Raw genomic sequence first — 25,221 nt, 5'->3', positions numbered from 1 at the left:
GACGGATGTGCACTGAGCCGCTCGGCCCCGCGCCTGAGCTACAGCTAGCCAGCAGGGGGCGGGTGTCACAGCGTGAGCCGCAGGACGGTCTCGCCGCTGGCGTTGGATACCTCGATCTTGGTGATGCTGGCGCGGGGCCACGGGCTGGTGCGCGCGATCTCTACGTCCTCGCCGGGCAGCGGCTGCCAGACACCCAGGTCGGCCCGCTCCCCCAGCCGATTGAAGATCACCATCCGGTACGAGGGCGGCACCGCGTTCGGATAGCGGCCGGTGCCCGCGTGGTAACCGCAGTCGAGCTTGACCCTGGTCCCCGACCCGGCCGTGGTCAGCAGGATGGTCGCGTGCACGTCCGCGCCGTTCGGGCCCACCGCCTGCATGGTGAGCGCATCGGGACGGTGCGACGCCCGCCAGCCGCTGACTCCGGCGATCGCGAGCAGCACCACCAGGCAGGCCGCCGCGAGTCCCATCCCGGCCGAGCGCCGGGGCCGCCGACGGCGACTGGCGGTGACGGCCTGCAGCAATCGCGGCAGCAGGGTCTCGGGGACCGGCTCCGGCGCGTCCAGGGTGGCCTGCAGGTAGTCGGCGTCAGCGCGCGCCAGCAGCCCCGGCAGCTCACCCAGCTCAGCCAGCCGAGCCCGGCAGGTCGAGCAGCCGGCCAGGTGTGCCTCGAACGCGATCCGCTCGGGCTCGTCCAGGCCGCCGAGGAGGTAGGCGGCGTCATCGTGCTCGAAGTCGGCGTGCTCGGCCGTCACTGGATTCTCCCCGTCTCGATCACTCCCATTTCGGCCAGTGCCAGCTTCAGCGCGCGCAGCGCGTAATGCGTTCGCGACTTCACGGTGCCTTCGGCGATCCCGAGCTGGACGGCAGTCTCTCGGACGGTTGCCCGCCGGTAGAACATCTCCACCAGGACCGCTCGGTGCTCCGGACTCAGCCGCTGCAGCGCGTCGGCGATCAACCGCTGCTCGACCAGGCCATCGGTGTGATCGGTGCCGCCGTGCTCGGGTAGGTCGGGCATCAGCTTCTCGGGTCGGACGCTGCGGGCTCGCCAGTCATCGATGACGATCCGCCGGGCCACCGTGTAGAGCCAGCTGCGTGCGGAGCCGGCCTGCTCGGCGGTGAAGACAGGGTGACCCGGATTGCGCCAGGCGCGCAGCAGGGTCTCTTGCACGACATCCTCGGCGGCCTGCCGGTCACCGCCCGTCAACCGTATGGCGAAGACCCACAAGGCAGCCGCGTGCTCGTCGTGCAGTGCGCGCATGAGTTCGCGCTCATCGACGGCCGCGGTGTCGCGCTGCATCCCGGCTCCCTTCGGCGTTCGGTGGCTATCTCCCATACGGGTCCGCTGTGGATTCGGTTCAATCGCGCGTGGCGGTGAACCGAACGGGCGCGCATCCCGTTGGCTCTACTTGAAGATGCAACCAGTGTGGACGACGAGTGGAGAACCTCATGAGCAATGCTGAGAACGGCGGCAGGATCTTGTCGGGCGGCGTCAGCCGGCGCAATGTGCTGACTGCGGGAGTGGTCGGCGTCGGTGGCCTCGCACTGGCCGGGTGCTCCCAGGCCGCGCAGCCTGGCAGCGACACCGTGACGACCCCCGCGACCACTGCCAGTTCGGCCGGTGCCGGCGCATCCGGTTCCGCGAGCGGCGGCGCATCCGGTTCTGCCACGGCCGGTGCGGGCAGTTCGGCGGCAGCGGCCGGTCCGGCGCTGGCCAAGCTGTCCGACATCAAGGTCGGCGAGGCGATCGCAGCGACCGGCGCGGACGGATCCAAGATCATCATCTCGCGTCCGACCGCCACCACGGTGGCGGGTTTCAGCGCCATCTGCACGCACCAGGGTTGCGCTGTCGCGCCGGCAGGCAAGCAGCTGGACTGCCCCTGTCATGGTTCTGTCTTCGACGTCACTACCGGAGCCGTGCTCAACGGACCGGCTTCGCGCCCGCTGCCCGCGGTGAAGGTCGCCATCTCGGGCACGAACATCGTCGCGGGCTGACTCGCGAGCCAAGACGCGAGCTGGGTCGCCCGGACTCAGTCGCCGAGTTCGGGTGCCCCGGGTGGCGTGTCCGGACCGTCGATTGCGGGACCAGCCGCGGAGGTGCCGGTGTCGGCCGTTCCTGACTCAGCGCTCGCCGGGAGCAGGCTGGCCAGCGCCGCACCGGCGATGCGGCGGAACTTGCGGGTGCCCCGGTTGCGGTCCAGCACCGCCACCTCGAGGCTCTCGGCCGACAGCGTCCGGGACCCGCCGCCGTCCGCGCCCACCGAACCGAGGGCCCGCACGGCCAGTGACACCGCCTCGGTCAACGGCAGATCGGCGCTGTAGGCGTCCTTCACCGACGCCGCGACGGCCTCCGCCTGGCCACCCATCACCAGGAAGTTGCGCTCGTCCACGATGGTGCCGTCATAGGACAGCCGGTAGAGCTGTTCAGCACCTGGCTGCGAGCCCACCTCGGCCACGCAGAGCTCCACCTCGTACGGCTTCTGCTGCTCGGTGAAGATCGAGCCCAGCGTCTGCGCATAGGCGTTGGCCAGAGCCCGCGCGGTCACGTCCCGGCGGTCGTAGGAGTAGCCGCGCAGGTCTGCCAGCCGGATGCCGGCGACGCGCAGGTTCTCGAATTCGTTGTACTTGCCCACCGCGGCGAAACCGATGCGGTCATAGATCTCGGAGACCTTGTGCAGCGCCGAGCTGGTGTTCTCGGCGACGAAGAGCACCCCGTCAGCGTAGGTGAGGACGATGACGCTGCGACCCCGGGCAATACCCTTGCGGGCGTACTCGGACCGGTCGCGCATGATCTGCTCGGCCGAGGCGTAGAACGGCATCGACATGGAATTCTCCGGGTTTCATAGGCGTAGTTCGAGGGCGGTGATTCGGGGGCTGGCAGGAGGCGGTTCAGGCGCCAGGGGCCGCGGCCCGGCGCTCGAGCAGCGCGCGGACGACCGCGTCGAGCGCGCTGTCCGGAACCCGGCGCGTTCCGTCAGCGGTCGCCGCGTAGACGACCGGGTAGATCTGCCGAGTGAGGTCGGGGCCACCAGTAGCGGAGTCGTCGTCGGCAGCGTCGTACAGCGCCTCGACCACCACCGCAACGGCGTCGTCCTCGGTCAGCCCGGGGTGCCACAGCTTCTTCAGCGAGCTCTTGGCGAACACCGAACCGGACCCGACGGAGTGGTAGTACCGCTCGGGGTAACGCCCACCGGTGACGTCGTAGCTGTAGATCCGGCCCGCCTCGGCGGCTCCGCTGGTGCCGGCGCTGTCCAGGTCGAATCCGGCGAACAGGGGGACCACTGCCAGGCCCTGCATCGCGGCACCGAGGTTGCCCCGGATCATGGTGGCCAGGCGATTCGCCTTGCCGTCGAGGGTAAGCGCCGTTCCCTCGATCTTCTCATAGTGCTCCAGCTCGACCTGGAAGAGCCGCACGAGCTCGATGGCGATGCCTGCGGTGCCCGCTATGCCGACCAGGGAGTAGTCGTCGGAGGCGAAGACCTTCTCGATATCGCGCTGGGCGATGAGGTTGCCCATGGTCGCTCGCCGATCACCGGCCATCAGGACGCCGCCGTTGAACGTGGCGGCCACGATCGTGGTGGCGTGCACCAAGCCGGCGCCGTGGGAGGCCTGCGCGCCGGTCACCGTCGGGGTGGGCAACAGGTCGGCCGCCGCCGTGGCCATGAAGTCGACGAACGACGAGGACCCGGTTGCGGTTGCAAGCCGGAGCAGCCCGTGCGAGGAATCACTGTGCTGTCCGCTCACTGGCCGCCCTTCTGCACGAAGCTGCGGACGAAGTCCTCGGGGTTGGTCTCGAGCACCTCGTCGATGTCGTCCAGGATCGCGTCGACCTCGTCGGTCAGCTTCTCGTGCCGCTCCGCGACATCGCCGGTGGTGTCCTCCGCGACGTCGGTTACTTCGTCGCGCTGCTTGGCGGGACGGGACTGTCCGCCTTCGTGACTGGCCATGTTTACCTCCGCAGACCCGCCCGGCGCGGGTTTATCTCGACACTAGTAGCCCGATCCGTCAACGCCAGTCCAGGATCGGCGTTTCGACACCCTCAGCGTGTTGTGGACGGCCGTTCAGTCGATCCGGCCCAGATCCCGACGGCGCAATCAACCGAGCGTTCGCTCGGCGTGCTAACGGCCGAGCAGTTCCGCCACGAGTGCCTCTGCCGTGGGGCAGCGGTCGAGCAGATCCTGGACGTGCGCCTTGGACCCCCGCAGCGGCTCCATCGTCGGAACCCGCACCAGTGACTGCCGCCCCACGTCGAAGACCACCGAGTCCCAGGACGCCGCCGCGACCGATTCCGGATAGCGGCGCAGGCACTCGCCGCGGAAGTACGCGCGGGTGTCGGTAGGCGGTTCGTCGGCCGCCGCGGCGCTGTCCCGGGGCGCTACCAGGGTGCGCATGGAGCCGCGCTGCACCAGCCGGTGGTACAGCCCCTTGCTGGGGCGGATGTCGGCGTACTGCAGGTCCACCGCGTGCAGCCGCGGCGAGGACCAGTCCAGGGAGTCACGCTCGGCGAAGCCGTTGAGCAACCGCAGCTTGGCCACCCAGTCGAGCTCACCGGCGAGCAGCATCGGGTCCTCGCCGAGCCGGGTCAGCACCGACTCCCACTCGGTGAGCACCTGCCCGGTCTGGGAGTCGACGTCGCTGCCGTACCGGTCATCGACGTACTTGCGCGCCCGATCCAGGTACTCCCGCTGCACGTCCAGAGCGGTCATGCTCCGCCCGTCGGCCAGCCGCACCGCGTGCCGCAGGGACGGATCATGGCTGACCGCCCGCAGCTCGCGGACCGGCTCGGCGATGCGCAGGTCCTCGCCCAGCCAGCCGTCCTCGATCATCGCCAGCACCAGCGCGGTAGTGCCCACCTTGAGAAACGTGGACAGCTCAGCCAGGTTCGCGTCGCCCAGGATGACGTGCAGCCGCCGGTACTTCTCGGCGTCGGAGTGCGGCTCGTCCCGGGTGTTGATGATCGGTCGCTTGAGCGTCGTCTCGAGCCCCACCTCGACCTCGAAGAAGTCCGCCCGCTGGCTCAGCTGAAAGCCGTGCTGGTGACCGTCCTGGCCGATGCCCACCCGGCCGGCGCCGGTGACCACCTGGCGGGTCACGAAGAACGGCGTCAGCTGGCTGACGATGGAGCTGAACGGGGTCTGCCGGCTCATCAGGTAGTTCTCGTGGGCGCCGTAGGAGACACCCTTGTTGTCGGTGTTGTTCTTGTAGAGCGTGATCGTGGCGCCGTTGAGCCGCTGCGCCTGCGCCGCGGCGGCCGCCATCACCAGCTCGCCGGCCTTGTCGAAGCGGACGATGTCCAGCGGCGAGGTGACCTCGGGGGTGGAGTACTCCGGGTGGGCGTGGTCGACGTACAGCCGCGCGCCGTTCGGGAGTACCACGTTCGCCAGACCGGCGTCCTCCTCGTCGGCGAGGAACTGCTCGGCGACGTTGTTCGGACCGGACAGGTCGAAGCCGCGGGCGTCGCGTAGTGGCGACTCCTCTTCAAAGTCCCAGCCCGGCCGTCGTCGCCTGCCACCGGGCAACAGGGACGCGTAACCGTTGACCACCTGGGCCGACATCAACATGGCGTTGGCGTTCGGATTGCCCGGCATGCTGATGCCGTACTCGACCTCGGTGCCCATGACCCGGATTGCGCTCATGTGATCACGCTACGTGGCGAGCGCCTTGCCTGCGCTCGGCCCAGCGCCTCCATCGTCCTAAGCGCCACCATCGACCTTAGAGGTACTGGCCCGTATTGGAGATGGTGTCGATCGCCCGTCCCGCCTCGCTGCCCTTGCCGCCCGAGACCAGCGTGCGGATGTAGACGATCCGCTCGCCCTTCTTGCCCGAGATCCGGGCCCAGTCGTCGGGGTTGGTGGTGTTGGGCAGGTCTTCGTTCTCGCGGAACTCATCGACGCAGGCTGCCTGCAGGTGCTGCATGCGCAAGCCCCGCTGGCCGTTCGTCAGGAGGTCCTTGATCGCCATCTTCTTGCCGCGGTCCACGATGTTCTGGATCATGGCGCCGGAGTTGAAGTCCTTGAAGTACAGCGTCTCTTTGTCGCCGTTGGCGTAGGTGACCTCGAGGAACCGGTTCTCGTCGCTCTCGGTGTACATCCGCTCCACCGTGTGCTGGATCATCGCGTTCACGGTCGCCTCGGCCGACCCGCCGTGCTCGGCGAGGTCGTCGGGGTGGATGGGCAGGGTGGGCAGGATGTACTTGGCGAAGATGTCGCGGGCCGCCTCGGCGTCCGGGCGCTCGATCTTGATCTTCACGTCGAGCCGGCCCGGACGCAGGATCGCCGGGTCGATCATGTCCTCACGGTTGGACGCGCCGATCACGATGACGTTCTCGAGGCCCTCGACGCCGTCGATCTCACTCAGCAGCTGCGGCACGATGGTGTTCTCGACGTCGGAGGAGACGCCGGAGCCGCGGGTGCGGAAGATCGAGTCCATCTCGTCGAAGAAGACGATCACCGGGGTGCCTTCGCTGGCCTTCTCCCTGGCGCGCTGGAAGACCAGCCGGATGTGCCGCTCGGTCTCCCCGACGTACTTGTTCAGCAGCTCGGGACCCTTGATGTTGAGGAAGAACGAGCGACCCTGCTCGGAGTCGCCGCGGACCCTGGCCACCTGCTTGGCCAGCGAGTTGGCCACGGCCTTGGCGATCAGCGTCTTGCCGCAGCCGGGCGGCCCGTAGAGCAGGATGCCTTTGGGTGGGCGTAACTGGTGCTCGATGAACAGGTCGGCGTGCAGGAAGGGCAGCTCGACAGCGTCGCGGATCTGCTCGATCTGGGAGCTGAGGCCGCCGATGTCGGTGTAGTCGATGTCCGGCACCTCTTCGAGGACCAGCTCCTCGACCTCGCTCTTCGGGATGATCTCGAAGACATAGGACGACCTGGTCTCCATCAGCAGCGAGTCACCGGAGCGGATTCGGATGCCGCGCAGGTCCTCGGCCAGGTAGACGACGCGCTCCTCGTCGGTGTGCCCGACGACCAGGGCGCGCTCGCCGTCCTCCAGGATCTCTTTCAGGGTGACGACCTCGCCGGCGCGCTCGTAGCCGCGCGCGGCGACGATGTTCATGGCCTCGTTGAGCAGAACCTCCTGGCCGTGGCGAAGGGCGTCGATGCCGACCTCGGGAGAGACGGAGACCCGCAGCTTGCGGCCGCCGGTGACGATGTCGACGCTGTGCTCGTCCACGGCCTCGAGGAAGACGCCGTAGCCCGACGGCGGCTGGGCCAGCCGGTCGATCTCTTCTTTCAGCGTCACCAGCTGGTCGCGGGCGTCTCGCAGCGTGTCGGCGAGGCGCTCGTTACGGTCGGTGAGCGAGGCGACCCTGGCCTGCGTTTCGACGAGGCGGTCCTCGAGAGCCCGCAGCTGCCGCGGCGACTCGGCGATCCGAGCCCGCAGCACCTCTATCTCGTAGGCGAGCGCGGCTGCGTCGGACCTGCCGGAGCGTGGGTCGGTGCTGGACTCTTCCGCCATCTACTTGCCCTTCCGATGCCAGTGCCGAGTAAGGCGTCTTTCGAATTTCACCCTACACAGGCGGTGTGAAATCGCGAGGCATCTACTCTGGTATCTGATTACACATAGATCACGCCTGCCGCGCGCGGATGTCCCTGCCTGCCGAGCAGGGGGCTATCAGGGCCGCGGTTGCGACTAGCCGACGAGAGGACGCCGCGTGTCTGAGAGCAATACCGGTACCGCCGAGCTCGAGGTGTGGATCGACCAGGAGCTCTGCACCGGTGACGGATTGTGCGTGCAGTACGCACCGGAGGTCTTCGAATTCGACATCGACGGGCTCGCCTACGTCAAGGACGCCGCCGGGGACCTCAAGCTCGCGGCCGGAGTCCGGGTGGACGTACCCGCGAACCTGCGACTGGACGTGCTCGACTCCGCCAAGGAGTGCCCGGGCAACTGCATCCACGTCGCCGACGCCGCTGACGGCACACCGGTGGCCGGCCCCGACGCCTGAACGAGCCTTCTTACGGCAGTACGGTCGCTACGGCAGCTTGGGACGGAACGGCTCGCCCGGCACGTCCGGCGTGTCGCCGGCCGAGCTCGCGGAGCTGACGCCGAAGGCCTCTTCCAGCTCCGCCGCCTTGGCCGGACGGCGCTGCCGGGTGGGCGCGGTGACCCCGGGTGCCAGCCGCCGCGCCGTGACGAGAAACGCGGTGTGCCCCTGCATCCGGTGGTCCGGCCGCACAGCCAGACCGACGACGTGCCAGTTGCGGACCATGCATTCCCACGAGTGCGGCTCCGTCCAGCCGCCGTCCTCGCGCAGTGTCTCGACCAGTCGGGACAGCTGCGTCGTGGTGGCCACGTAGCCGATCAGCACCCCGCCCGGACGCAGTGCGGGGCCGACTGTGCTGAGGACGTCCCACGGGGCGAGCATGTCGAGAATGACCCGGTCCACGATCTCGGTGGCCGGATGCTCGGTCACATCGGCCAGCCGCAGGTCCCAGTTGCCGGGTGCCTCGCCGAAGAACGCGTCGACGTTGCGGCGGGCGTGCTCCAGGTGGTCCTCGCGCCGCTCGTAGGAGATCACCGTTCCGGTCGGACCGACCGCGCGCAGCAGCGAGCAGGTCAGGGCACCCGAGCCGGCGCCCGCCTCCAGCACCCGGGCGCCGGGGTGGATATCGCCCTGGGCCACGATCTGCGCGGAGTCCTTGGGGTAGATGACGGCCGCGCCACGCGGCATCGACAGCACGTAGTCACTCAGCAGCGGCCGCAGCGCGAGATAGGCGGTCCCTGACGCGGACTGCACCACCGAGCCCTCCGCGACGCCGATCAGCTGGTCGTGCTCGATGGCACCGCGGTGGGTGTGGAACTGCTTGCCCGCTTCCAGGGTCACCGTGTGCAGCCGTCCCTTGGGATCGGTCAGCTGGACCCGGTCACCGACTCGGAAGAGTGAGCTGTCGGCGCTTGCGGTGCTGTCGGTCTCGAAGCGGGATTCGGACGGTGTGGTGCTCGGCACGGGGGAGGGAACCAATCTGTTCAGGTGGGCGGGTCCGGTACCGGCGGTACTGGCTGTGCGAGGCGGGCTGGCGGGAGCCTGCCCGCCGGCACTCCCAGGGCGCGCGCGAGGTCGGTGGCCGCCATGACGCCCTTGCTGACGCCGTCGGCTCCGACGACGAGGTACTCGCTCGCGGGACTGGACCGGACGGTGCTCAGCACCGCCTCTCCGGAGAGGTCCTCAGCCAGTATCAGCCCTGGGCGCAGTGGCTGGGACACCTCGCCGAGGGTGGCCCAGGGGCGGCGGTGCGGTTCCAGCCGGGCGATCTCGGACTCGCGGACGATGGCGCGGCTGAAGCCGTTGGCGTCGACGACCACGATTCCCGCCGCTCCCGCCCGGGCGACCTGGCGGACCGCTTCGGACACCGGCGTCTGCGCCGGGAGGTAGACGGCCGGGCGGACGAGCCGGCGCAGTTGCAGGGTCGCCGTCCGGTGGCCCAGCTCGGCGGCGCGCAGCGTCTGGCCGGCCCCGAACCACAGGAAGGCAGCGACCGCGAACCCCATCGCGGTGGCGATGACCGATGAGACGGTGGCCGGGCGATCGCCGCCGACGACGACGTTGCCGAACAGGATCGCCACCGCCAGCAGGACGGCCAGCACCCGACCGCTCCTGGCCGCGATCCGGACGCCGGTCAACCGGGAGTGGCTGAACCGCCAGATGAGTGCCTGGACCAGCCGGCCGCCGTCCAGCGGCAGGCCGGGCAGCACGTTGAAGACCGCGATGACGAGGTTGCTCCACGCGAGTAGCAGCAGCAGCACGGCCGTGGCGGAGTCGGTGGCCGCAAGCAGGCTGGCCGCCCAGCACACCCCGGCCAGCGCGAACGAGGCGGCCGGCCCGGCGGCAGCGATCGCGAACTCGTCGCGGGGACGAGCCACCTCCCCCTCGATCTCGGACACCCCGCCCAGCAGGAACACCACGATGCGTCGGACCCGCAGGCCCAGCAGCCGGCTGACGACCGTATGGCCCACCTCGTGCAGCACCACCGACACCGCGAGCGCCAGCGCGAACACGAACGCCAGGCCGTACGAGCCCGGCTTGGAGGCACCGGGAATCTGGTCGCGCAGGAACTCCGCGTAGCTGGTGGTGATGAACAGGACGACCAGCAACCAGCTCGGCGTGACGAACACCGGAACGCCCAGCACGGACCCGATACGCAGCAGCATGGAGCCACTGCCGCCGGGGCCGGCGGCCTTCTGCCGCTCGGCGTTCTGGTTGCTCACGCTGTGATCCTACGGCCGCTGCCTGAGCCGGCCGGCCGTTCTCGCGACCCGCAGGCAGACCGGAGCGTCGGTATGACGGACGTCAAGTCGTTGTGTCCGGCCGGGAACGGGCACCGGCGGGCTAGCCTGTGCCGGTGGCACAACCCGACGAGCCGACCCAGCCGAGCGCCGCGCCGGGGCTCCGCAGTCAGATCGAGGCTCGGATGCTCGAGCGCCGCCAGCAGTCTGCTGCTGCGCCCGTGCAGAATGCACCTGTGCACGACGCGCCCGCGAGCGTTGTCGAGTCGAAGCCGGCCGGTCCAGCACCGGCCGAGAGCAGAGCCCGGTCGTTGCTCCGCACGGTGCTGCTGCTGCTGATGACGCTGCTCGCCATCGTCGCCGTCCGCACGTACGTCGTCGCCTCCTTCTACATACCGTCGGCGTCGATGGAGCCGACGCTGCACGGCTGCCCGCACTGCGAGCCGGACATGGTGGTCGTCGACAAGCTCTCCCTCCACTTCTCGCACCTGTCCCGTACCGACGTGGTGGTGTTCAACCGGCCGCCGTTGGCTCCGCCGGAGGACAAGCAGCTGATCAAGCGCGTGATCGGCCTCCCCGGCGAGACGGTCAGCGGCCACGACGGGCACGTCTACATCGGCGGCAAGCCGCTGATCGAGCCCTACCTCAACCCGGCATGTGACGGCACCGCCGACTTCGCCGCGGTCAAGGTCCCCGCGCACGAATACTTCATGATGGGCGACAATCGCTGCAATTCCTTCGACTCCCGATTCTTCGGGTTCATTCCCGAATCGAACGTGGTGGGCAGGGCGTTCGCGGTGATCTGGCCGGTCAAGCACTTCGGCGGCCTGTGACCGGCGGTGTCAGCCGTTCTTGTCGTAGGCCTGCCCTAGCCTTGCTGGCATGAAGGACCCCCGAGAAGACGCACGCCGATGACCGATGTCGCTCTCACCGATCCCGCTGTGCCAGCGACCGCGCCCGAGCCCCTGCCGGTCGCGGTGGTCGGGTCGCTGTCACCCTCGCGCGCCTCGGACTTCAAGACCTGCCCGCTGCTCTACCGCTTCCGCAGCATCGACCGGTTGCCCGAGACCCCGACCCGCGCCGCCACTCGAGGCACCGTGGTCCACGCGGTGCTCGAGCACCTCTACGACCTGCCCGCCGGCGAGCGCACGGTCGAGCAGGCGCAGGCCGACGTGGCGCCGTCCTGGGAGCAGTTGCTGACCGGGGAGCCCGAGCTGGCCCAGCTCTTCGACGATGATGCCGAGGGCGCCGAGCTGACCGAGTGGCTGGAATCGGCCCGGCAACTGGTGGCCAACTACTTCACTCTAGAAGATCCGCAGCGACTCGAGCCGGCCGAACGTGAGCAGCTGGTCGAGGTTGTGCTGGACGGTCTGCGGCTGCGCGGCTACGTCGACCGCCTCGATGTCTCACCGGCGGGTGACCTGCGGGTGGTCGACTACAAGACCGGGTCGATTCCGCGCGAGGCGTTCGAGGCCAAGGCGCTGTTCCAGATGAAGTTCTACGCGCTGGTGCTGTGGCGAACACGGGGGGTGGTTCCGCGCCAGCTGCGGCTGATCTACCTGGCCGACTCCGACACGCTCAGCTATCAACCCGAGGCTGACGAGCTGGCGCGGTTCGAGCGGACCCTGCAGGCCATCTGGAAGGCCATCGCCCACGCCAGCATGACCGGCGACTTCCGGCCGAGCCCGTCACGGCTCTGCGACTGGTGCTCCCACCAGGCGCTGTGCCCGGCCAAAGGCGGCACTCCCCCGCCGTTTCCGGCACATGCGCTGGCGGCGGCGTCCGAGGACAGGCGGGTGGCGACTCCGGTCGGCGTCAGGGTAGAGCCGGAACCCTGGCCGGTCAGCCGCCCGAACTGACCGTTCCCACCAGCTCTACCAGCTCTACCAGGTCGGCCACGCTGACCGCGGCCAGGTCCGGGATGATAGTGCGCGTCGGTGCGGCTGGAATAGGTACCTGATTCGGCACCGCGATGACCACGCAGCCGGCCGCCTCTGCCGACGTGACACCGGTCGGCGAGTCCTCGATGGCCACACACCCGCCGGGGTCCACCCCGAGCAGCTCGGCCGCCCGCAGGTAGGCCTCCGGGTCCGGCTTGCCGTTGCTGACCTGGTCACCGGTCACCACGGCCGAGAACGTTCCGGGCGGCAGCTGGTCGGCTATCGCGTCGGCCAGGCTCCGGTACGACATGGTCACCATGGCGCACGGCACGCCGGCCTGCCGCAGCTCGGCGAGCAGGCGGTGCACCCCTGGACGCCAGGACGTGTGCACCCGGGCGTCGGCGACGACCTCGACCAGCAGCCGCCGCACGATCTCGTCCAGCGGCAGGCCTACACCCCCGTGCTCGCGGAGGTAGGCCGCCGACACCGGCAATGCGTTGCCGACCAGTGCGTGCGCGTGCTCATCGCTCCAGGTGCCCCCGAAGGACTCCACCAGCCGGTACTCCGCCGCGATCCAGGACGGCTCGGTGTCGACGAGTGTCCCGTCCATGTCCCACAGCACCGCCTGCAGCCGTCCGACCTGGGAACCGATGCCGGTCGTGGACGGGCTCACGCCGTGCTGTTCCGCGCCGCGCGGGCGTCGATCAGATCGGTGCAATACGGACTGGCGGGGCGGCAGAAAGGCACCGGTGGAGGGTACCGAGACGCGGCCCGGCGGTTTCTTCAGGCGTCGCCGAAGTGAGTCTGTCCGCACAGGCGCGCCCGTCGGTCCTAAGCTGGGTGGATGACGGAATTCGAGAACTGGCCGGAATTGAGGCACCCGGTTCTCGTGGCGGCATTCGAGGGATGGAACGACGCCGGGGACGCCGCCACCGGAGCCATCGAGCACCTGGAACTCGTCTGGCAGGCCACCCCGCTGGCCGCGCTTGACCCGGATGACTATTACGACTTCCAGGTGAACCGACCGACCGTGTCCCTGGTGGACGGTGTCACCCGGCGCGTCGCCTGGCCTACCACCCGGCTGTCGGTCTGCCGTCCCGCCGGCGCGGACTTCGACCTCGTACTGGTGCGCGGCATCGAGCCCAACATGCGCTGGCGCGGCTTCTGCGACGAGCTTCTCGAAATCATGCGCGAGCTCGGGATCCAGACCGTCGTCACGCTGGGCGCCCTGCTCTCGGACTCCCCGCACACCCGGCCGACGCCGGTGACCGGGACCTCCTACGACGGCGAGAGCGCCACCCGGTTCGGCCTGGAGCGCTCACGCTACGAGGGCCCGACCGGCATCGTCGGGGTGCTGCAGGAGGCCTGCGTGCTGGTCGGCATCCCGGCGATCTCGTTCTGGGCCGCCGTGCCGCACTACGTCTCGCAGCCACCGAACCCCAAGGCCACCATCGCGCTGCTGCACCGGGTCGAAGAGGTGCTGGACATCGCGGTTCCACTCGGTGAGCTGCCGACCCAGTCCGATGACTGGCAGAAGCTGGTCAACGAGATGGCCGACGAGGACGAGGACGTGCGGGAGTACATCCGCAACCTCGAAGAGCGCGACGACGACGGCGACATGCGCGAGGCTTCCGGCGACGCCATCGCCAAGGAGTTCGAGCGGTACCTGCGGCGCCGCGACAAGGGCGGCCCCCCGGGGTCGATGTAGCGGTGACCAACGTCGAGGGAGAAGAGCAGGCGGCGTCCCGGCTGGCGCTGCGCTGGGGTGCGGCGACCGATGTAGGCCGGGTCCGACAGCAGAACGAGGACAGCGTGTGGGCCTCGGCCACCCTGTTCGCGGTCGCCGATGGGATGGGCGGCCACGCGGGCGGTGAGGTCGCCAGCGCCCTGGCGATCGAGGAGCTGCGCCGGAGCGCCGAACTCGGACCGCTGACACCACAGGTGCTCGCCGAGGCGATCTGGCAGGCCAATGACCGGATCGTCGCCGAGGCCGCGGGCCGCCACGAGCTGCTGGGAATGGGTACCACGCTGACCGGCATTGCGGTCGTCGCGACCGCGGACGGCGAGCGGTGGGCGGTGTTCAACGTCGGGGACTCGCGGGTCTACCGGTATGCCGACGGCTCCCTGACCCGGTTGACGGTCGACCACTCCGCGGTGCAGGAGCTCATCGCGGCCGGCCGGCTCACCCCGGACGAGGCACGGCGGCATCCGCGCCGCAACGTGGTGACCCGGTCGCTGGGGTCCGACCCGGCGCCCGTTCCGGATATCTGGCTGTTTCCGCCAGTGCCCGGCGACCGCTTTCTGGTGTGCTCCGACGGCCTGACCGGCGAGCTGGCGGACACCGACATCGCCACGCTGCTGCGGGAGTTCGACGACCCGCAGACGGCGGCGGACGAGCTGGTGCGGTGTGCCAACGAGGCCGGCGGCAACGACAACGTGACCACGATCGTGGTGGACCTCCGCGCCGCTGCCGCCTGATCCCGCTACAGCCTGATCCCGCTACAGCCTGATCCCCAGCAGGGCGTCCACGGCGTCGCGGACCAGGCCGGGCGCGGACGGATCGGCGGCGTCGCTGGTGCGCTCGACGGTCTCGGCCGCCCACCGGTCCACGATGGCGATGGCCGCGCTGGTGTCCAGGTCGTCGGCCAGCCGGTCGCGAATGCGGTTCACGACTGCCTGTCCGTCCGGACCCGCCTCGGCGGCCACTGCGAGTCGCCAGGCCGCCAGTCGGCTTTCGGCACGGGGCAGCCGGCCACCCGTCCATTCCCGGTCGGCCCGGTAGTGCCCGTCGAGCAGCGCCAGCCGGATGGACATCGGGTCAACTTTGGCGCCCCGCAGCTTGGACACGAACACCAGGTTGCCGCGGGACTTGCTCATCTTCTCGCCATCGAGCCCGATCATGCCGGCGTGCACGTAGTGGCGCGCGAACGGCCACTCCCCGGTCAGCGCCTCGGCGTGCGCGGCTGAGTGCTCATGGTGGGGAAAGCGCAGGTCCGAGCCACCGCCCTGCACGTCGATGCCCATGCCGAGGCGGTTGCGCGCGATCACCGAGCACTCGATGTGCCAGCCCGGCCGTCCCTGCCCGACGACGGAATCCCAGTACGGCTCGCCGTCGCTGCGGCCCTTCCACAGCATCGCGTCCAGCGGATCGTGCTTGCCGACCCGCTCGGGGTCGCCGCCCCGCTCGGCGGACAGGGCCAGCATCTCGTCGGTGGAGTACCGGGACTCGTAACCGAAATGCCCGCTGCCCTTGGTAGTGGCGTAGATGTCGTTGTCGAGCCGGTAGGCGTCGTTGCTCGCCAGCAGCTCCGCGACGGCCGCCGCGATCTCGCCGATCGACTCCACGACGCCGATGTAGTCCCGCGGCGGAAGCACCCGCAGGCTCGCCATGTCCTCCCGGAACAGGCTGGTCTCACGCTCGGCCAGCTCCGTCCAGCTCGTTCCGGTGGCCGCGGCGCGTTCGAGGAGCGGGTCGTCCACATCCGTCACGTTCTGCACGTAGTGCACGTCGTGGCCGGCGTCGAGCCACATCCGCTGGACGATATCGAAGGCCAGGTACGTGGCTGCGTGGCCGAGGTGGGTGGCGTCGTAGGGGGTGATGCCGCAGACATACAGGCGGGCGGTCGGCCCCGGCGTGGTGGGCCGGACCTCGTCGGTGGCGGTGTCATAGAGGCGAAGCGGACGGCCGGCTCCGGGCAGCGACGGGACGTCAGGGGCAGACCAGGACTTCATGCGCACACGTTAGCGCCTGACCTCCCCGTGGCCGGCTGTCGCGCCGGACTGGCGCGCTCGTGGGGCCTGTGTCACAGCCGCAGCGGGCGGGCGGCGCGGACCCGTGGGGTAGAACTGGGCCGGTGACAGCCAATTCGCGGTATCTCGTCTCGGTCAGCAAGCTCATCCCCGCCACCCGTCGGGCCCTGTTCGACGTGGTGGCGGACCCGGCCCAGCACCCGGTCATCGACGGCTCCGGCTCGGTGAAGGCAGTCCGGTCCGGCGGCCCGGCGCGGTTGAGTCCGGGAACCACCTTCTCGATGGACATGCACCTGGGGACGAGCTACAAGATCCTGAACACCGTCGTGGAGTTCGACGAGCCCGAGGTCATCGCGTGGCGGCACTTCAACGGCCACATCTGGCGCTACCGGTTCACCGAGGTCGAGGGCGGCACCGAGGTCACCGAGGAATGGGACGCCCGCGGCGCCAAGAACCGGCTCGGCCTGGTGCTGCTGCGGTTTCCCCAGCGCAACAAGAAGGGCATGACCGCCACCCTGGACCGGCTCAACGATCTGGTAACCACGTAGCTCTCAGTACGGCGGGTACGGAACGGCCGGCCAGTCGGTCGGCGGCATCGGGAACGTCTGCCTGGCCAGCAGCCGCTGTACCCGGCGCCGGGTCGCGCGCACCTCTCTGGTGGTGAGCAGCTCCGACAGCCACTCGCCGAGTTCGGCATCGAGCTGCTCGGCGAGCCGGTTCAGCATCTCGATGCCCTCGTCCGGAACCGGGTCGCCGGCCCACTGCCAGAGCACCGTCCGCAGCTTGTTCTCGGTCGCGAAGCTGACGCCGTGGTCGATCCCGAAGATGTGCAGGGCCGAGCCGTGCAGGTCGCTGGCGGGCACCGGTAGCAGGTGCGACACCTTGCGGTCGGAGTTGTTCAGCACGGCATCGAGCAGCGCCATCCGCCGCAGCTGCGGCTCCTCGCCGGAATTGATCGCGGCGATGATGTCGAACTCGTCGTCCTGCTCGATCCACAACTGGACCATGCCGGTGCCCATCGGCCCGGTACGGAGCACCGTCGGCGGGATCTGCTCCCAGCCGGCGGCGCCGGCCACCAGATAGGCCGCCACCTCGCGCCCGGCCAGCGTGCCGTCGGGAAAGTCCCACAACGGCCGCTCACCCGAGACCGGCTTGTAGACACAGGCGGCCGCGATTCCCTCGCATTCCACCCGGCAGTACAGGGTGGCGTTGGAGGCGCTGGTGACCCGGGCCTCGATGGTGAGCTCACCCCGGTTGAGCAGGTCCAGCGCCTGGGCTGCCGGCATCGCGACCGGCCGGGTCAGCTCAGTCACCCGATCCCAGCCGCACCGAACGGCGGTAGCCATTGCTGCGGGGGCAGACGTGCCCGGCCGGGTCGAGGGGCTGGTTGCACAGTGGGCACGGTGGCCGGCCGGCGCTGATCACCCGCCGGGCGCGCTCGATGAATTCCGCGGCGGCCTGGTGCGCCAGCCGCACGCGCAAGGCGTCGGGGCCCTCGTCGGTCTCTTCCAGGAGTGTGGACTCGGCCTCTTCGGCGGACTCGCCGGGAGCTTGCGCCTCGATGACGATCAGGCCGGTCTCGCTGTCGTAGGCCAGGCCCATGGCGGCGACGCGGAATTCCTCGTCGATGGGGCTTTCCAGCGGTTCGGTGTCCGGCGAGACGGCGTCGGGGAACTCGAAGCCGTCCCGCGAGCTCACCTCGTCCAGCAACTGCTCCAGGCGCTCGGCGAGCACGGAGACCTGGCTTTTCTCGAGCGCGACGCTCACGACGCGCCCCTGATCGACGGCCTGCAGGAAGAAGACCCGCTCCCCCGGCTGGCCGACGGTGCCGACGACGAAACGTCGCGGCTGATCGAAGAAGAACAACTGGCGGCTCATTGCAATCAGCCTAGACGGCACCGGCGCCGGCGCCACCGCCGACGGTGGCATCCGAAGCGGCGGGACGGCGGCGGCGGGTGCCCGCCTTGCCGGGCGGCGGTGGCAGGAACCTGCTCAGGTCGCCGCTGGTGTCGTTGGAGGTGAGGACGAAGGGCCGTCCGGCGGTGTAGCGGATGGCCGAGACCGAGCACGGGTCCACGACGATGCGCTGGAACAGGTCCAGGTGCATGCCCAGGGCGTCCGCCAGGATGGCCTTGATCACGTCCCCGTGGCTGCAGGCCACCCACACCGCGTCCGGGCCGGCGCTCTCGCCGAAGCCGGCGTCCAGGCCGCGCACCGCGCGCACCGCCCGCTCGGACATGGCGGCCATCGCCTCGCCTGCCGGAAAGGTCGCGGCGGAGGGCTGGGCCTGCACGATCGGCCAGAGCGGGTCCTTGGCGAGCGTCTTGATCTCTTTGCCGGTCCAGTCGCCGTAGTCGCACTCCAGCAACCGGCGATCGGTCTTGGTGACCGGGGTGCGGCCGGCCGCGCGCTGTGCCTTCGTCACCGCCTTGGCCGTCTCGGCGCAGCGCTCCAACGGGCTGGTGACGACCGCGGCCAACGGCAGCACGGCGAGGCGCTCGGCGGCCGCGGTGGCCTGCGCCTGACCGCGCTCGTCGAGGTGCACGCCGGCCAGCCGGCCCGCCAGCACGGGGCCGGTCATCGCCGTGAGGCCGTGCCGGAGCAGAAAGACTGTGGGCATGTTCGCACCGCCTAGGTCGCTGAGAGGGCGCCGGTGGACAGCAGCACGAGCAGCAGTGCCCCGAGCGCGATCCGGTAGCCGACGAAGATAAAGGTGGAGTGCCTGGAGATGTAGCGGATCAGCCAGGCGATGGAGGCCAGCCCGACCACGAACGAGATCAGCGTGGCGACCACGGTGACGCCCATTCCGGGGGCGCCCGCACCGCCGATGTCCTTCAGCTCGAACAGCCCGGACGCCACGACGGCCGGAATCGACAGCAGGAACGAGAACCGGGCGGCGGTGACCCGGTCCAGGCCGCGGAACAGGCCCGCGGTGATGGTCGCCCCCGAGCGCGAGACGCCCGGGATCAGGGCCAGCGCCTGAGCGGTGCCGACCACGAGGGCGTCCTGGGTGGTGATCTCTTCCTCCGACCTGCTCCTGCTCCCGCGCCGCTCTGCCACGAGCAGGATGAGGGCCATCACGATGAGGGCGGTGGCGATCAGCCACAGGTTGCGCGCGCCGGTCTTGATCTGGTCCTTGAAGACCAGCCCGAACACTCCGACCGGAATGGTGGCCAGGATCAGGTACCACCCCATCCGGTACTCCAGGGTGTGCCGGACGCTCTTGTCGACCAGCCCCCGTCCCCACGCCAGCGCGACGTGCAGCAGCTCACGCCAGAAGAAGAGGACGACCGCGACCACCGTGCCCAGCTGGATCACGGCGGTGAAGGCGGTGAAACCGGCCTGGTCGACGCCCGGGTTCATCCAGGCCTGGACGATGCGCAGGTGCGCGGTGGACGAGATCGGCAGGAACTCGGTGAGCCCCTGCACCACGCCGTACAGCGCTGCCTGGCCGACCGACACTCCGGCGCTCATTCGCCGACGCCCGAATCCCGCAGCGCGTGCGCCGCGATCCGTAAGGCGTCCAGGCGGTCCTCCAACGTCTCGGCCTGCGGCGTGATGCTCAGCGTGGTGACCCCTGCCTCCGCGAACTCCGCCATCCGCTCCGCGACCCGGGACTCGGGACCGAGCAGCGAGGTCGAGTCGATGAACTGGAACGGCACGGCCGCGGCGGCCTCGTCGTAGTCGCGGGCCAGAAACCGTGCCTGGATCTCGGCGGCCTCGGCGGCGTAGCCCATCCGGACGGCCAGCTCGTTGTAGAAGTTGGCCTCCCTGCTGCCCATCCCACCGATATAGAGGGCGGCGTACGGCCGGACCGGCTCGGCGGCGGCCTTGATGTCGTCCCCCAGCACCAGCGGAACGGTCGCCACCACGTCGAAGCCGTCCATCGTCTTGCCTGCCTTGGCACGGCCGGCCTCGATCAGCGCCAGCTGCTCGGCGGCGAAGTCGGTGGAGAAGAAGATGGACAGCCAGCCGTCGGCGATCTCGCCGGTCAGCTCCAGGTTCTTCGGCCCCACCGAGGCCAGGTAGATGGGAATGTGGTCGCGTACCGGGTGGACAGTCAGTTGCAGCGCCTTGCCGGGACCGTCGGGTAGCGGAAGGGTGTAGTGCTCGCCCTCGTACCGGACCCGCTTGCGGCTCAGCGCCAGGTTGACGATGTCGACGTACTCGCGGGTGCGGGCCAGCGGCTTGTCGAAGCGGACCCCGTGCCAGCCCTCGGACACCTGCGGCCCGGACACGCCGAGACCGAGCCGGAACCGGCCGCCTGACAGCGTGTCCAGGGTGGCCGCGGTCATCGCCGTCATCGCCGGGCTGCGGGCCGGAATCTGCAGGATGGAGCTGCCCAGGCCGATCCGCTCGGTCTGCGCGCCCACCCACGCCAGTACCGTCGGCACGTCCGAGCCGTACGCCTCGGCCGCCCACGCACAGGAGTAGCCGAGGACGTCGGCCTCCCTGGCGAGGGCCAGATTGTCGGCATCGTTGCCCATGCCCCAGTAGCCGAGGTTCAGTCCCAGTTTCACAGGCCGAACGATACCGACTCGCCAGTAACCCGCCGGGCGGCGCGCTTGCACTAGGTTTTGCGGTGTGGAAGAGCGAGCGTTGGGGCGTAGCGGACTGAAGGTGTCCGGGCTGGGACTGGGTACGGCAACCTGGGGTAACGGCACCGATCCCGACGAGGCCGCTGCGATCCTGGTGGCTTTCCACGACGCCGGTGGGACGTTCGTCGACACCGCCGGGTCTTACTCGCTCGATGAGTCCGAACGCATCCTGGGCGCGCTGATCGCCGATGTGGTCCCCCGCTCCGAGCTGATCCTGGCGTCCAAGGCCGGCATCACCCGGCGGGGTGACGAGCGCTGGGTGGACGCCTCCCGCGGCGCGCTGCTGCGCAGGCTGGACGAATCCCTGGTCAACCTCGGCGTGGACTACCTCGACCTGTGGCAGGTGCACACCCCCGATCCGACGGTCGCCGCCGACGAGGTCCTGGGAGCCCTGGACTATGCGGTGAGCTCGGGCAAGGTGCGCTACATCGGCGTGTCCAACTACTCCGGCTGGCGGACCGCGCAGGCCGCCACCTGGCAGCGGGCCGTGCCCGGCCGCGCTCCGCTGGTCTCCAACCAGGTGCGCTACTCGCTGCTGGACCGCGGCATCGAGCGCGAGGTCGTGCCGGCGTGCGCGGAACTGGGGCTCGGCATCCTGCCGTACTCGCCACTGGCCGGCGGCGTCCTCACCGGCAAGTACCGCCACGGCATCCCGGCCGACTCCCGCGGCGCTGCTCAGGGACGGAGCATGTCCAGTTACGCCGACGCCCGACAGGTCGGCATCGTCGAAGCCGTGGCGACGGCTGCGGACGGCCTTGCCACCTCACCGATCACAGTGGCCCTGGCCTGGCTGCGCAACCGCCCCGGAGTGGCGGCCCCGATCGTGGGCGCCCGCACCCTGGGCCAGCTGACAGCCGCGGTCCAGTCGCTGGCCGTGGAGCTGCCGCTGGAGATCCAACTCGCCCTGGACGACGTATCGTCGCCCTACCTCGGCTATCCCGAGGAAGTCCGCTGACTGGGGCTGACCGGTCCGACGAGCGGGTTTTCGCGGCTTTCTGTTCGGCCGGCTTGTGGCAGGGACTGGGCAGCACGCTGGCCGGCGAGCTGGCGGAGGCCGGCATCCGCACGCCGGAGGACGTCTCGGCCAGCGCCCTGGCCGGCTTGCCGAAGGTCGGTCAGCTGCGCGCGGGCAGGCTGTTCTCCACCTTCATCGCCGCCCAGCCGGCCTATGACCTGGTGGCGCTGCTGCTCGGCGCCGGGCTGCCGGCCCGCCTTGCCGGCCGCGCTGTCGACGTCTTCGGCCCCGGTGCCCACCGGCTGCTGCGCGATGACCCGTGGCGGCTGCTGCAGCTGCCGGGCGTCGAGGTGGCCGATGCGGACGCCCTCGCCAAGGTCGCGATCCCGGGTGTGCAGCAGTCCGATGCCCGCCGCTCACGAGCCCTGGTCGGCTACGTGCTCGCCCAGGCGGCCAGGGACGGGCACACCGTCCTGCCGGTCGAGCTGGTGAGCACCGAACTGGAGCTGTACCGGGTGGCCAACCCGGAGCGGGCGATCTCCGACGCGTGCGCGGGCGAAGACGTGCAGGCGGTGTCGGTCGAGCCTGACTCGGGTGAGCTGGTGGGGCTGGCCCGATACTGCGGCGCCGAGCACGAGATCGCCCGGTCCATCCACCGGCTCGTCACGTCTGCGAAGCCGATCGGTGCCGCGAAGCCGATCGGCACCGCGAAGCGGGCCCGCAAGCCGTCCGCCGCCACGGATCCGGAGGGCCTGGACGCGGTGCAGCGCTCCGCGGTCGACAACGCGCTGCTGCACGGGGTCAGTGTGCTGACCGGCGGCCCCGGCACGGGCAAGAGCCGGACGATCGCCACCGTGGTCCGCGAGGCGGAGCGGGCCGGCAAGTCGGTAGCCCTGGCCGCACCGACCGGGCGGGCCGCCAAGCGGCTCGCGGAGCTGTGTGACGCCGAGGCGATGACGATTCACCGGCTGCTCGGGGTACAGCCGCGGTCCTCCGGGGACAACGGTGAGGTGGACTTCACGGCCGGCTTTGCCAGAGGCCAGGAGTGGCCGCTGGACGAGGATCTGGTCGTGGTCGACGAGGCGTCGATGCTCGACGTCGAACTCGCCGCGTCGCTGCTGCGTGCGTGCGCCGACGGCACCCACCTGCTCATCGTGGGCGACTCCGCGCAGCTGCCCTCGATCGGGCCGGGGCAGGTGCTGGCCGATCTCATCGCCTCGGCAACGGTGCCGGTGGTCGAGCTGCGGACGCTGTACCGGCAGGACGCCGGCGGGTCCATCGCCACCTTGGCCACCGCCGTCCGAGGTGGTGAGCTGCCCGCCATCGACTCGCCGGAGCGCGAGGTCGTGGTGGTGCCGGCCCGCGGCTCCGCCGACTGCGCCCACCGGGTCGTGCAGCTGATGACCGACTCCATCCCGCGGGCGCTGGGCATCGCGGTGGACCAGATCCAGGTGGTGACTCCCGTCCACCGCGGCCCCGCCGGCACCATCGAGCTGAACGCGGCACTGAAGGCGCGGCTCAACCCGTCGCCGTTCAAGAAGAGCGCCGGACGCTTCGACCCGGGCGACCGGGTGGTGGCCACCGCCAACCACCTGGAGGCGACGCCGACCGGGTTCGCCAACGGTGAGGTCGGCACCGTGACGAAGGTGGTCGGCAAGGTGGTGACGATCGACTTCGGCTCCGGCCCCGCCGAGGTGAGCGGCAAGACGCTGGCCGACATCAGTCACGGCTGGGCGATCACCGTGCACCGGGCGCAGGGGTCGGAGTTCCCCGGCGTCATCGTGGTGCTGCCCCCGGAGGCGGGCCGGATGCTGTCCCGGCCGCTGGTCTACACCGCGCTGACCAGGGCGCAGCGGCACCTGTCGGTGGTGCACGGATCGGGGCCGGCATTGTTGCGCGCGGTTCGCGACATCGGCGCGAAGCCCCGCGGAACGACACTCGCCGCCGCCCTGCGGGCGGCGGCGAGCTGACGTTCGTCGGTGCCCGGCGGAGCACCGCGGTTCTTGCCGGCGGGCTCAGCCCGGTTCTGCGGCTAGCGCGTGGTCACGTCCGCGGCGGTGCGGCGGCGGGTGAAGAAGACCAGCGTGGCGCCACCGATCAGCAGCGCACCTCCCAGACCAAGCGCGGGGGTGGAGCTGGCACCGGTGTTGGCGAGCACCGGCTGCGCTCCACCGCCGAGCGTGACGGCGGCGACCGGCACCGTCGAGACCGGCACTGTGGACACCGGCACCGTCGAGACCGGCACTGTGGACACCGGCACCGTCGAGACCGGCACTGTGGACACCGGCGGAAGCGTGCTCGGCGTCGGCTGAACCGGCGGCAGCACCGGCGCGGTGACGGCGACCGCTTCGATGTCGGCCGTGGTGGGGTCACACAACATGTCCCGGCAGTTCGGGTCCCCGGCCTCGGAGAAGGCCAGGAGCTGCGCCTGCGCCGTACCGAGCTTCACGGCCTTCAACGTCAGCACCGCGCTCGCCGACTGTCCCGACGGGATGTCGCCGAGGAACCACGGCCGGGCGTCACCCGTCCCCGAGTCCACGGCGCCCGGGGCAGTGGCGGCGTGAGCAGTGGCGGCGTGGGCAGTGGCGAGACCGGAGGTCGTGCTTCCCCAGCCCAGCGGGTGGGACTTGCCGGCAGCCGACGAGGACTTGCCCATGGCGACATAGCCGCTTCCGCCGGCTGAGCCGATGCCACCGACATAGCCGGCCGGCGGCTTGGTGTTACCGGTGAAGTCGGTGATCTCGAAGCTGTCACCGGCCGTCATCACAAAGCCGACCGCGCCTGTGGCCGCCTGCGGACCACTGTTGTGGACGGTCAGCTTGACGGTGGTCTTGCCGCCGAGCGGCACCGTGGTGGTGGCAGGCGTGACGGTGTAGCTCAGCGCCGCGCTGCCGGTGAACCGGATGTGCGCCGTGACGGAGTTGTTGGCGGGGTTGTCGTCAGTGCCCTGACCCGCGTCCGGAGCGGCCGACACCGTGATCGGAGCCGTCGTGCCCACCGGCGGGCTGTCGGTGGTGGTCAGGTCGATGACGATGGTCGAGTCGGCTCCACTGACGGCGTGGCTCAGCGTGCCGAGCTGGCAGAGGATGTGCTGGGGCTGGGTCGGGTCTGCCGAGCAGTCCAGCGGCGAGCCGTCGAAGTCGCGGCTGACGCCCTCCCGACCGATCACCAGGCCCACGGGCAGGTCGATCTCCATGGACGTGGTCGGTGTGCCGTAGCCGGCATTGCTGATGTCGACGCCCATGTACAGGTCCTGGCCGGTGCCCGCGATGCCGGTCTGGTCCTCGCCGCTGTCCGGGGTGCGGACGACGGCGATGTCGGGCTGGTTGACCTGGACCGCGACCGGCGGCGAGGTTTCAGTGAACGGGTCGACGCCCTGGACACCGGTCAGCGTCGCGCTGGACGAGGTGGCCGCCCCGGCTCCGGTGCCCACGGTGGCCAGAAACGTGATGGTGTGGGCTCCGGCGGCGAGGACGTCGGTGGGCAGGGCGCCGGTCCGGATGGCGATGTCCACCGAGTCCGGACGGCTGACCTGCGTCGGGGGCACCGCGACGCCGTCGACCTGCACGCCGGCCAGGTCGGCAGGCAGCGCCGCGTCCTGGTGGGTGGTCAGCACGGCCGAGGTGAGCGGGTCAGCGAGCGTGATGCTGTAGCTGAAGGTGATCTGGGCGGGTCCATGCGCGTACGCGGGGGCCGAACCGGTCAGCGGAGCGGGCGTAGCCGCGCCTGCTCCGGTAGCCAGCGTCACGCTGGCGCCGAGCAGGAGTAGACCGGCGGCTGACGCGCCGACGAGCCGGGTGATGTGGGCCATGGTCCC

26 protein-coding genes are annotated in these 25,221 nt (G+C 70.2%); 9 read left to right on the top strand and 17 right to left on the bottom strand.

What is annotated here, in order from left to right:
* Window positions 1–65: 65 nt before the first annotated feature.
* Window positions 66–752 carry an anti-sigma factor family protein gene (locus tag RM423_RS15750; RefSeq protein ID WP_311423998.1) on the bottom strand — a complete coding sequence of 229 codons (687 nt, stop codon included), beginning with the start codon at window positions 750–752 and terminating at the stop codon, window positions 66–68.
* On the bottom strand, window positions 749–1,297 hold the full coding sequence (locus tag RM423_RS15745; RefSeq protein WP_311423997.1) for a sigma-70 family RNA polymerase sigma factor: 549 nt from the start codon (window positions 1,295–1,297) through the stop codon (window positions 749–751). The genes RM423_RS15750 and RM423_RS15745 overlap by 4 nt, the downstream gene beginning before the upstream one ends.
* 149 nt (window positions 1,298–1,446) lie before the next feature.
* Here RM423_RS15745 and RM423_RS15740 point away from each other — a divergent pair, with 149 nt between their 5' ends.
* Window positions 1,447–1,992, top strand: coding sequence for a QcrA and Rieske domain-containing protein (locus RM423_RS15740; protein WP_311423996.1), 546 nt, complete (start codon window positions 1,447–1,449; stop codon window positions 1,990–1,992).
* A 35-nt stretch (window positions 1,993–2,027) separates the two neighbouring features.
* On the opposite strand, the gene prcA is transcribed toward RM423_RS15740, so the two are convergent.
* From prcA to arc, 5 genes are all read right to left on the bottom strand, one after another.
* Window positions 2,028–2,822, bottom strand: a complete 795-nt coding sequence (gene prcA, locus RM423_RS15735) for a proteasome subunit alpha (RefSeq protein ID WP_311423995.1) — start codon at window positions 2,820–2,822, stop codon at window positions 2,028–2,030.
* Between the two features lie 64 nt (window positions 2,823–2,886).
* The gene (gene prcB, locus RM423_RS15730) at window positions 2,887–3,660 is read right to left on the bottom strand and encodes a proteasome subunit beta (protein WP_396327742.1); all 774 of its coding nucleotides are present in this window, start codon (window positions 3,658–3,660) and stop codon (window positions 2,887–2,889) included.
* 77 nt (window positions 3,661–3,737) lie between these two features.
* Window positions 3,738–3,944 carry a ubiquitin-like protein Pup gene (locus tag RM423_RS15725; protein WP_311423993.1) on the bottom strand — a complete coding sequence of 69 codons (207 nt, stop codon included), beginning with the start codon at window positions 3,942–3,944 and terminating at the stop codon, window positions 3,738–3,740.
* Window positions 3,945–4,115: 171 nt separating this feature from the next.
* On the bottom strand, window positions 4,116–5,633 hold the full coding sequence (gene dop / locus RM423_RS15720) for a depupylase/deamidase Dop (protein ID WP_311423992.1): 1,518 nt from the start codon (window positions 5,631–5,633) through the stop codon (window positions 4,116–4,118).
* A gap of 76 nt (window positions 5,634–5,709) precedes the next feature.
* Complete coding sequence (gene arc / locus RM423_RS15715) at window positions 5,710–7,452, bottom strand: proteasome ATPase (protein ID WP_311423991.1); 1,743 nt, start codon at window positions 7,450–7,452, stop codon at window positions 5,710–5,712.
* Window positions 7,453–7,648: 196 nt separating this feature from the next.
* Here arc and RM423_RS15710 point away from each other — a divergent pair, with 196 nt between their 5' ends.
* Window positions 7,649–7,942: a ferredoxin gene (locus RM423_RS15710; protein ID WP_311423990.1), complete on the top strand. Its 294-nt coding sequence runs from the start codon at window positions 7,649–7,651 to the stop codon at window positions 7,940–7,942.
* Between the two features lie 27 nt (window positions 7,943–7,969).
* Here RM423_RS15710 and RM423_RS15705 read toward each other — a convergent pair whose 3' ends face one another.
* Together RM423_RS15705 and RM423_RS15700 are read right to left on the bottom strand one after the other, a co-directional pair.
* Window positions 7,970–8,944 (bottom strand): tRNA (adenine-N1)-methyltransferase, encoded by a 975-nt coding sequence (locus tag RM423_RS15705; RefSeq protein WP_311423989.1) that lies wholly within the window; start codon window positions 8,942–8,944, stop codon window positions 7,970–7,972.
* A gap of 20 nt (window positions 8,945–8,964) precedes the next feature.
* Window positions 8,965–10,203 carry a M50 family metallopeptidase gene (locus tag RM423_RS15700; protein ID WP_311423988.1) on the bottom strand — a complete coding sequence of 413 codons (1,239 nt, stop codon included), beginning with the start codon at window positions 10,201–10,203 and terminating at the stop codon, window positions 8,965–8,967.
* 134 nt (window positions 10,204–10,337) lie between these two features.
* Here RM423_RS15700 and lepB point away from each other — a divergent pair, with 134 nt between their 5' ends.
* Both lepB and RM423_RS15690 read left to right on the top strand, forming a co-directional pair.
* Entirely contained in the window at window positions 10,338–11,054 is a 717-nt protein-coding gene (gene lepB / locus RM423_RS15695) for a signal peptidase I (RefSeq protein WP_311423987.1), read from the top strand.
* Between the two features lie 78 nt (window positions 11,055–11,132).
* Entirely contained in the window at window positions 11,133–12,080 is a 948-nt protein-coding gene (locus tag RM423_RS15690) for a RecB family exonuclease (protein ID WP_311423986.1), read from the top strand.
* Here the strand turns inward: RM423_RS15690 and RM423_RS15685 are convergent.
* Window positions 12,064–12,774 (bottom strand): HAD family hydrolase, encoded by a 711-nt coding sequence (locus tag RM423_RS15685; RefSeq protein ID WP_311423985.1) that lies wholly within the window; start codon window positions 12,772–12,774, stop codon window positions 12,064–12,066. The two genes, RM423_RS15690 and RM423_RS15685, sit on opposite strands and share 17 nt — an antisense overlap.
* Window positions 12,775–12,945: 171 nt before the next feature.
* Here RM423_RS15685 and RM423_RS15680 point away from each other — a divergent pair, with 171 nt between their 5' ends.
* Together RM423_RS15680 and RM423_RS15675 are read left to right on the top strand one after the other, a co-directional pair.
* Entirely contained in the window at window positions 12,946–13,809 is an 864-nt protein-coding gene (locus RM423_RS15680; protein ID WP_311423984.1) for a PAC2 family protein, read from the top strand.
* A 2-nt stretch (window positions 13,810–13,811) separates the two neighbouring features.
* Window positions 13,812–14,579: a PP2C family protein-serine/threonine phosphatase gene (locus tag RM423_RS15675; RefSeq protein WP_311423983.1), complete on the top strand. Its 768-nt coding sequence runs from the start codon at window positions 13,812–13,814 to the stop codon at window positions 14,577–14,579.
* A 21-nt stretch (window positions 14,580–14,600) separates the two neighbouring features.
* Here RM423_RS15675 and mshC read toward each other — a convergent pair whose 3' ends face one another.
* Window positions 14,601–15,833: a cysteine--1-D-myo-inosityl 2-amino-2-deoxy-alpha-D-glucopyranoside ligase gene (mshC, locus tag RM423_RS15670; RefSeq protein ID WP_311423982.1), complete on the bottom strand. Its 1,233-nt coding sequence runs from the start codon at window positions 15,831–15,833 to the stop codon at window positions 14,601–14,603.
* Window positions 15,834–15,955: 122 nt separating this feature from the next.
* Between mshC and RM423_RS15665 the strand changes: the two genes are divergently transcribed.
* A complete protein-coding gene (locus tag RM423_RS15665; RefSeq protein ID WP_311423981.1) occupies window positions 15,956–16,399 on the top strand; it encodes an SRPBCC family protein in 444 nt (147 codons plus the stop codon).
* Between the two features lie 3 nt (window positions 16,400–16,402).
* Here RM423_RS15665 and RM423_RS15660 read toward each other — a convergent pair whose 3' ends face one another.
* From RM423_RS15660 to RM423_RS15640, 5 genes are read right to left on the bottom strand one after another with little or no spacing between them, the layout of a single operon-like run.
* Window positions 16,403–17,164 (bottom strand): SCO1664 family protein, encoded by a 762-nt coding sequence (locus tag RM423_RS15660; RefSeq protein WP_311423980.1) that lies wholly within the window; start codon window positions 17,162–17,164, stop codon window positions 16,403–16,405.
* On the bottom strand, window positions 17,157–17,729 hold the full coding sequence (locus RM423_RS15655; protein ID WP_311423979.1) for a DUF3090 family protein: 573 nt from the start codon (window positions 17,727–17,729) through the stop codon (window positions 17,157–17,159). The genes RM423_RS15660 and RM423_RS15655 overlap by 8 nt, the downstream gene beginning before the upstream one ends.
* 10 nt (window positions 17,730–17,739) lie before the next feature.
* Window positions 17,740–18,471 carry a histidine phosphatase family protein gene (locus RM423_RS15650; RefSeq protein ID WP_311423978.1) on the bottom strand — a complete coding sequence of 244 codons (732 nt, stop codon included), beginning with the start codon at window positions 18,469–18,471 and terminating at the stop codon, window positions 17,740–17,742.
* Window positions 18,472–18,482: 11 nt separating this feature from the next.
* Entirely contained in the window at window positions 18,483–19,325 is an 843-nt protein-coding gene (locus RM423_RS15645; protein ID WP_311423977.1) for an undecaprenyl-diphosphate phosphatase, read from the bottom strand.
* A complete protein-coding gene (locus RM423_RS15640; protein ID WP_311423976.1) occupies window positions 19,322–20,371 on the bottom strand; it encodes an LLM class F420-dependent oxidoreductase in 1,050 nt (349 codons plus the stop codon). Before RM423_RS15640 ends, RM423_RS15645 begins: the two co-directional genes overlap by 4 nt.
* Window positions 20,372–20,435: 64 nt before the next feature.
* Here RM423_RS15640 and RM423_RS15635 point away from each other — a divergent pair, with 64 nt between their 5' ends.
* A complete protein-coding gene (locus RM423_RS15635; protein WP_311423975.1) occupies window positions 20,436–21,404 on the top strand; it encodes an aldo/keto reductase in 969 nt (322 codons plus the stop codon).
* 53 nt (window positions 21,405–21,457) lie between these two features.
* Window positions 21,458–23,374: an AAA family ATPase gene (locus RM423_RS15630; RefSeq protein ID WP_311423974.1), complete on the top strand. Its 1,917-nt coding sequence runs from the start codon at window positions 21,458–21,460 to the stop codon at window positions 23,372–23,374.
* A gap of 62 nt (window positions 23,375–23,436) precedes the next feature.
* Here RM423_RS15630 and RM423_RS15625 read toward each other — a convergent pair whose 3' ends face one another.
* Window positions 23,437–25,215: an LPXTG cell wall anchor domain-containing protein gene (locus RM423_RS15625; RefSeq protein WP_311423973.1), complete on the bottom strand. Its 1,779-nt coding sequence runs from the start codon at window positions 25,213–25,215 to the stop codon at window positions 23,437–23,439.
* Between the last annotated feature and the right edge of the window lie 6 nt (window positions 25,216–25,221).

It is taken from the genome of Jatrophihabitans lederbergiae (assembly GCF_031845305.1).
Lineage (GTDB): Bacteria > Actinomycetota > Actinomycetes > Mycobacteriales > Jatrophihabitantaceae > Jatrophihabitans_A > Jatrophihabitans_A lederbergiae.
Note: the sequence above shows the minus strand (reverse complement) of the source record. Positions and strands in the feature narration are given on the sequence as shown.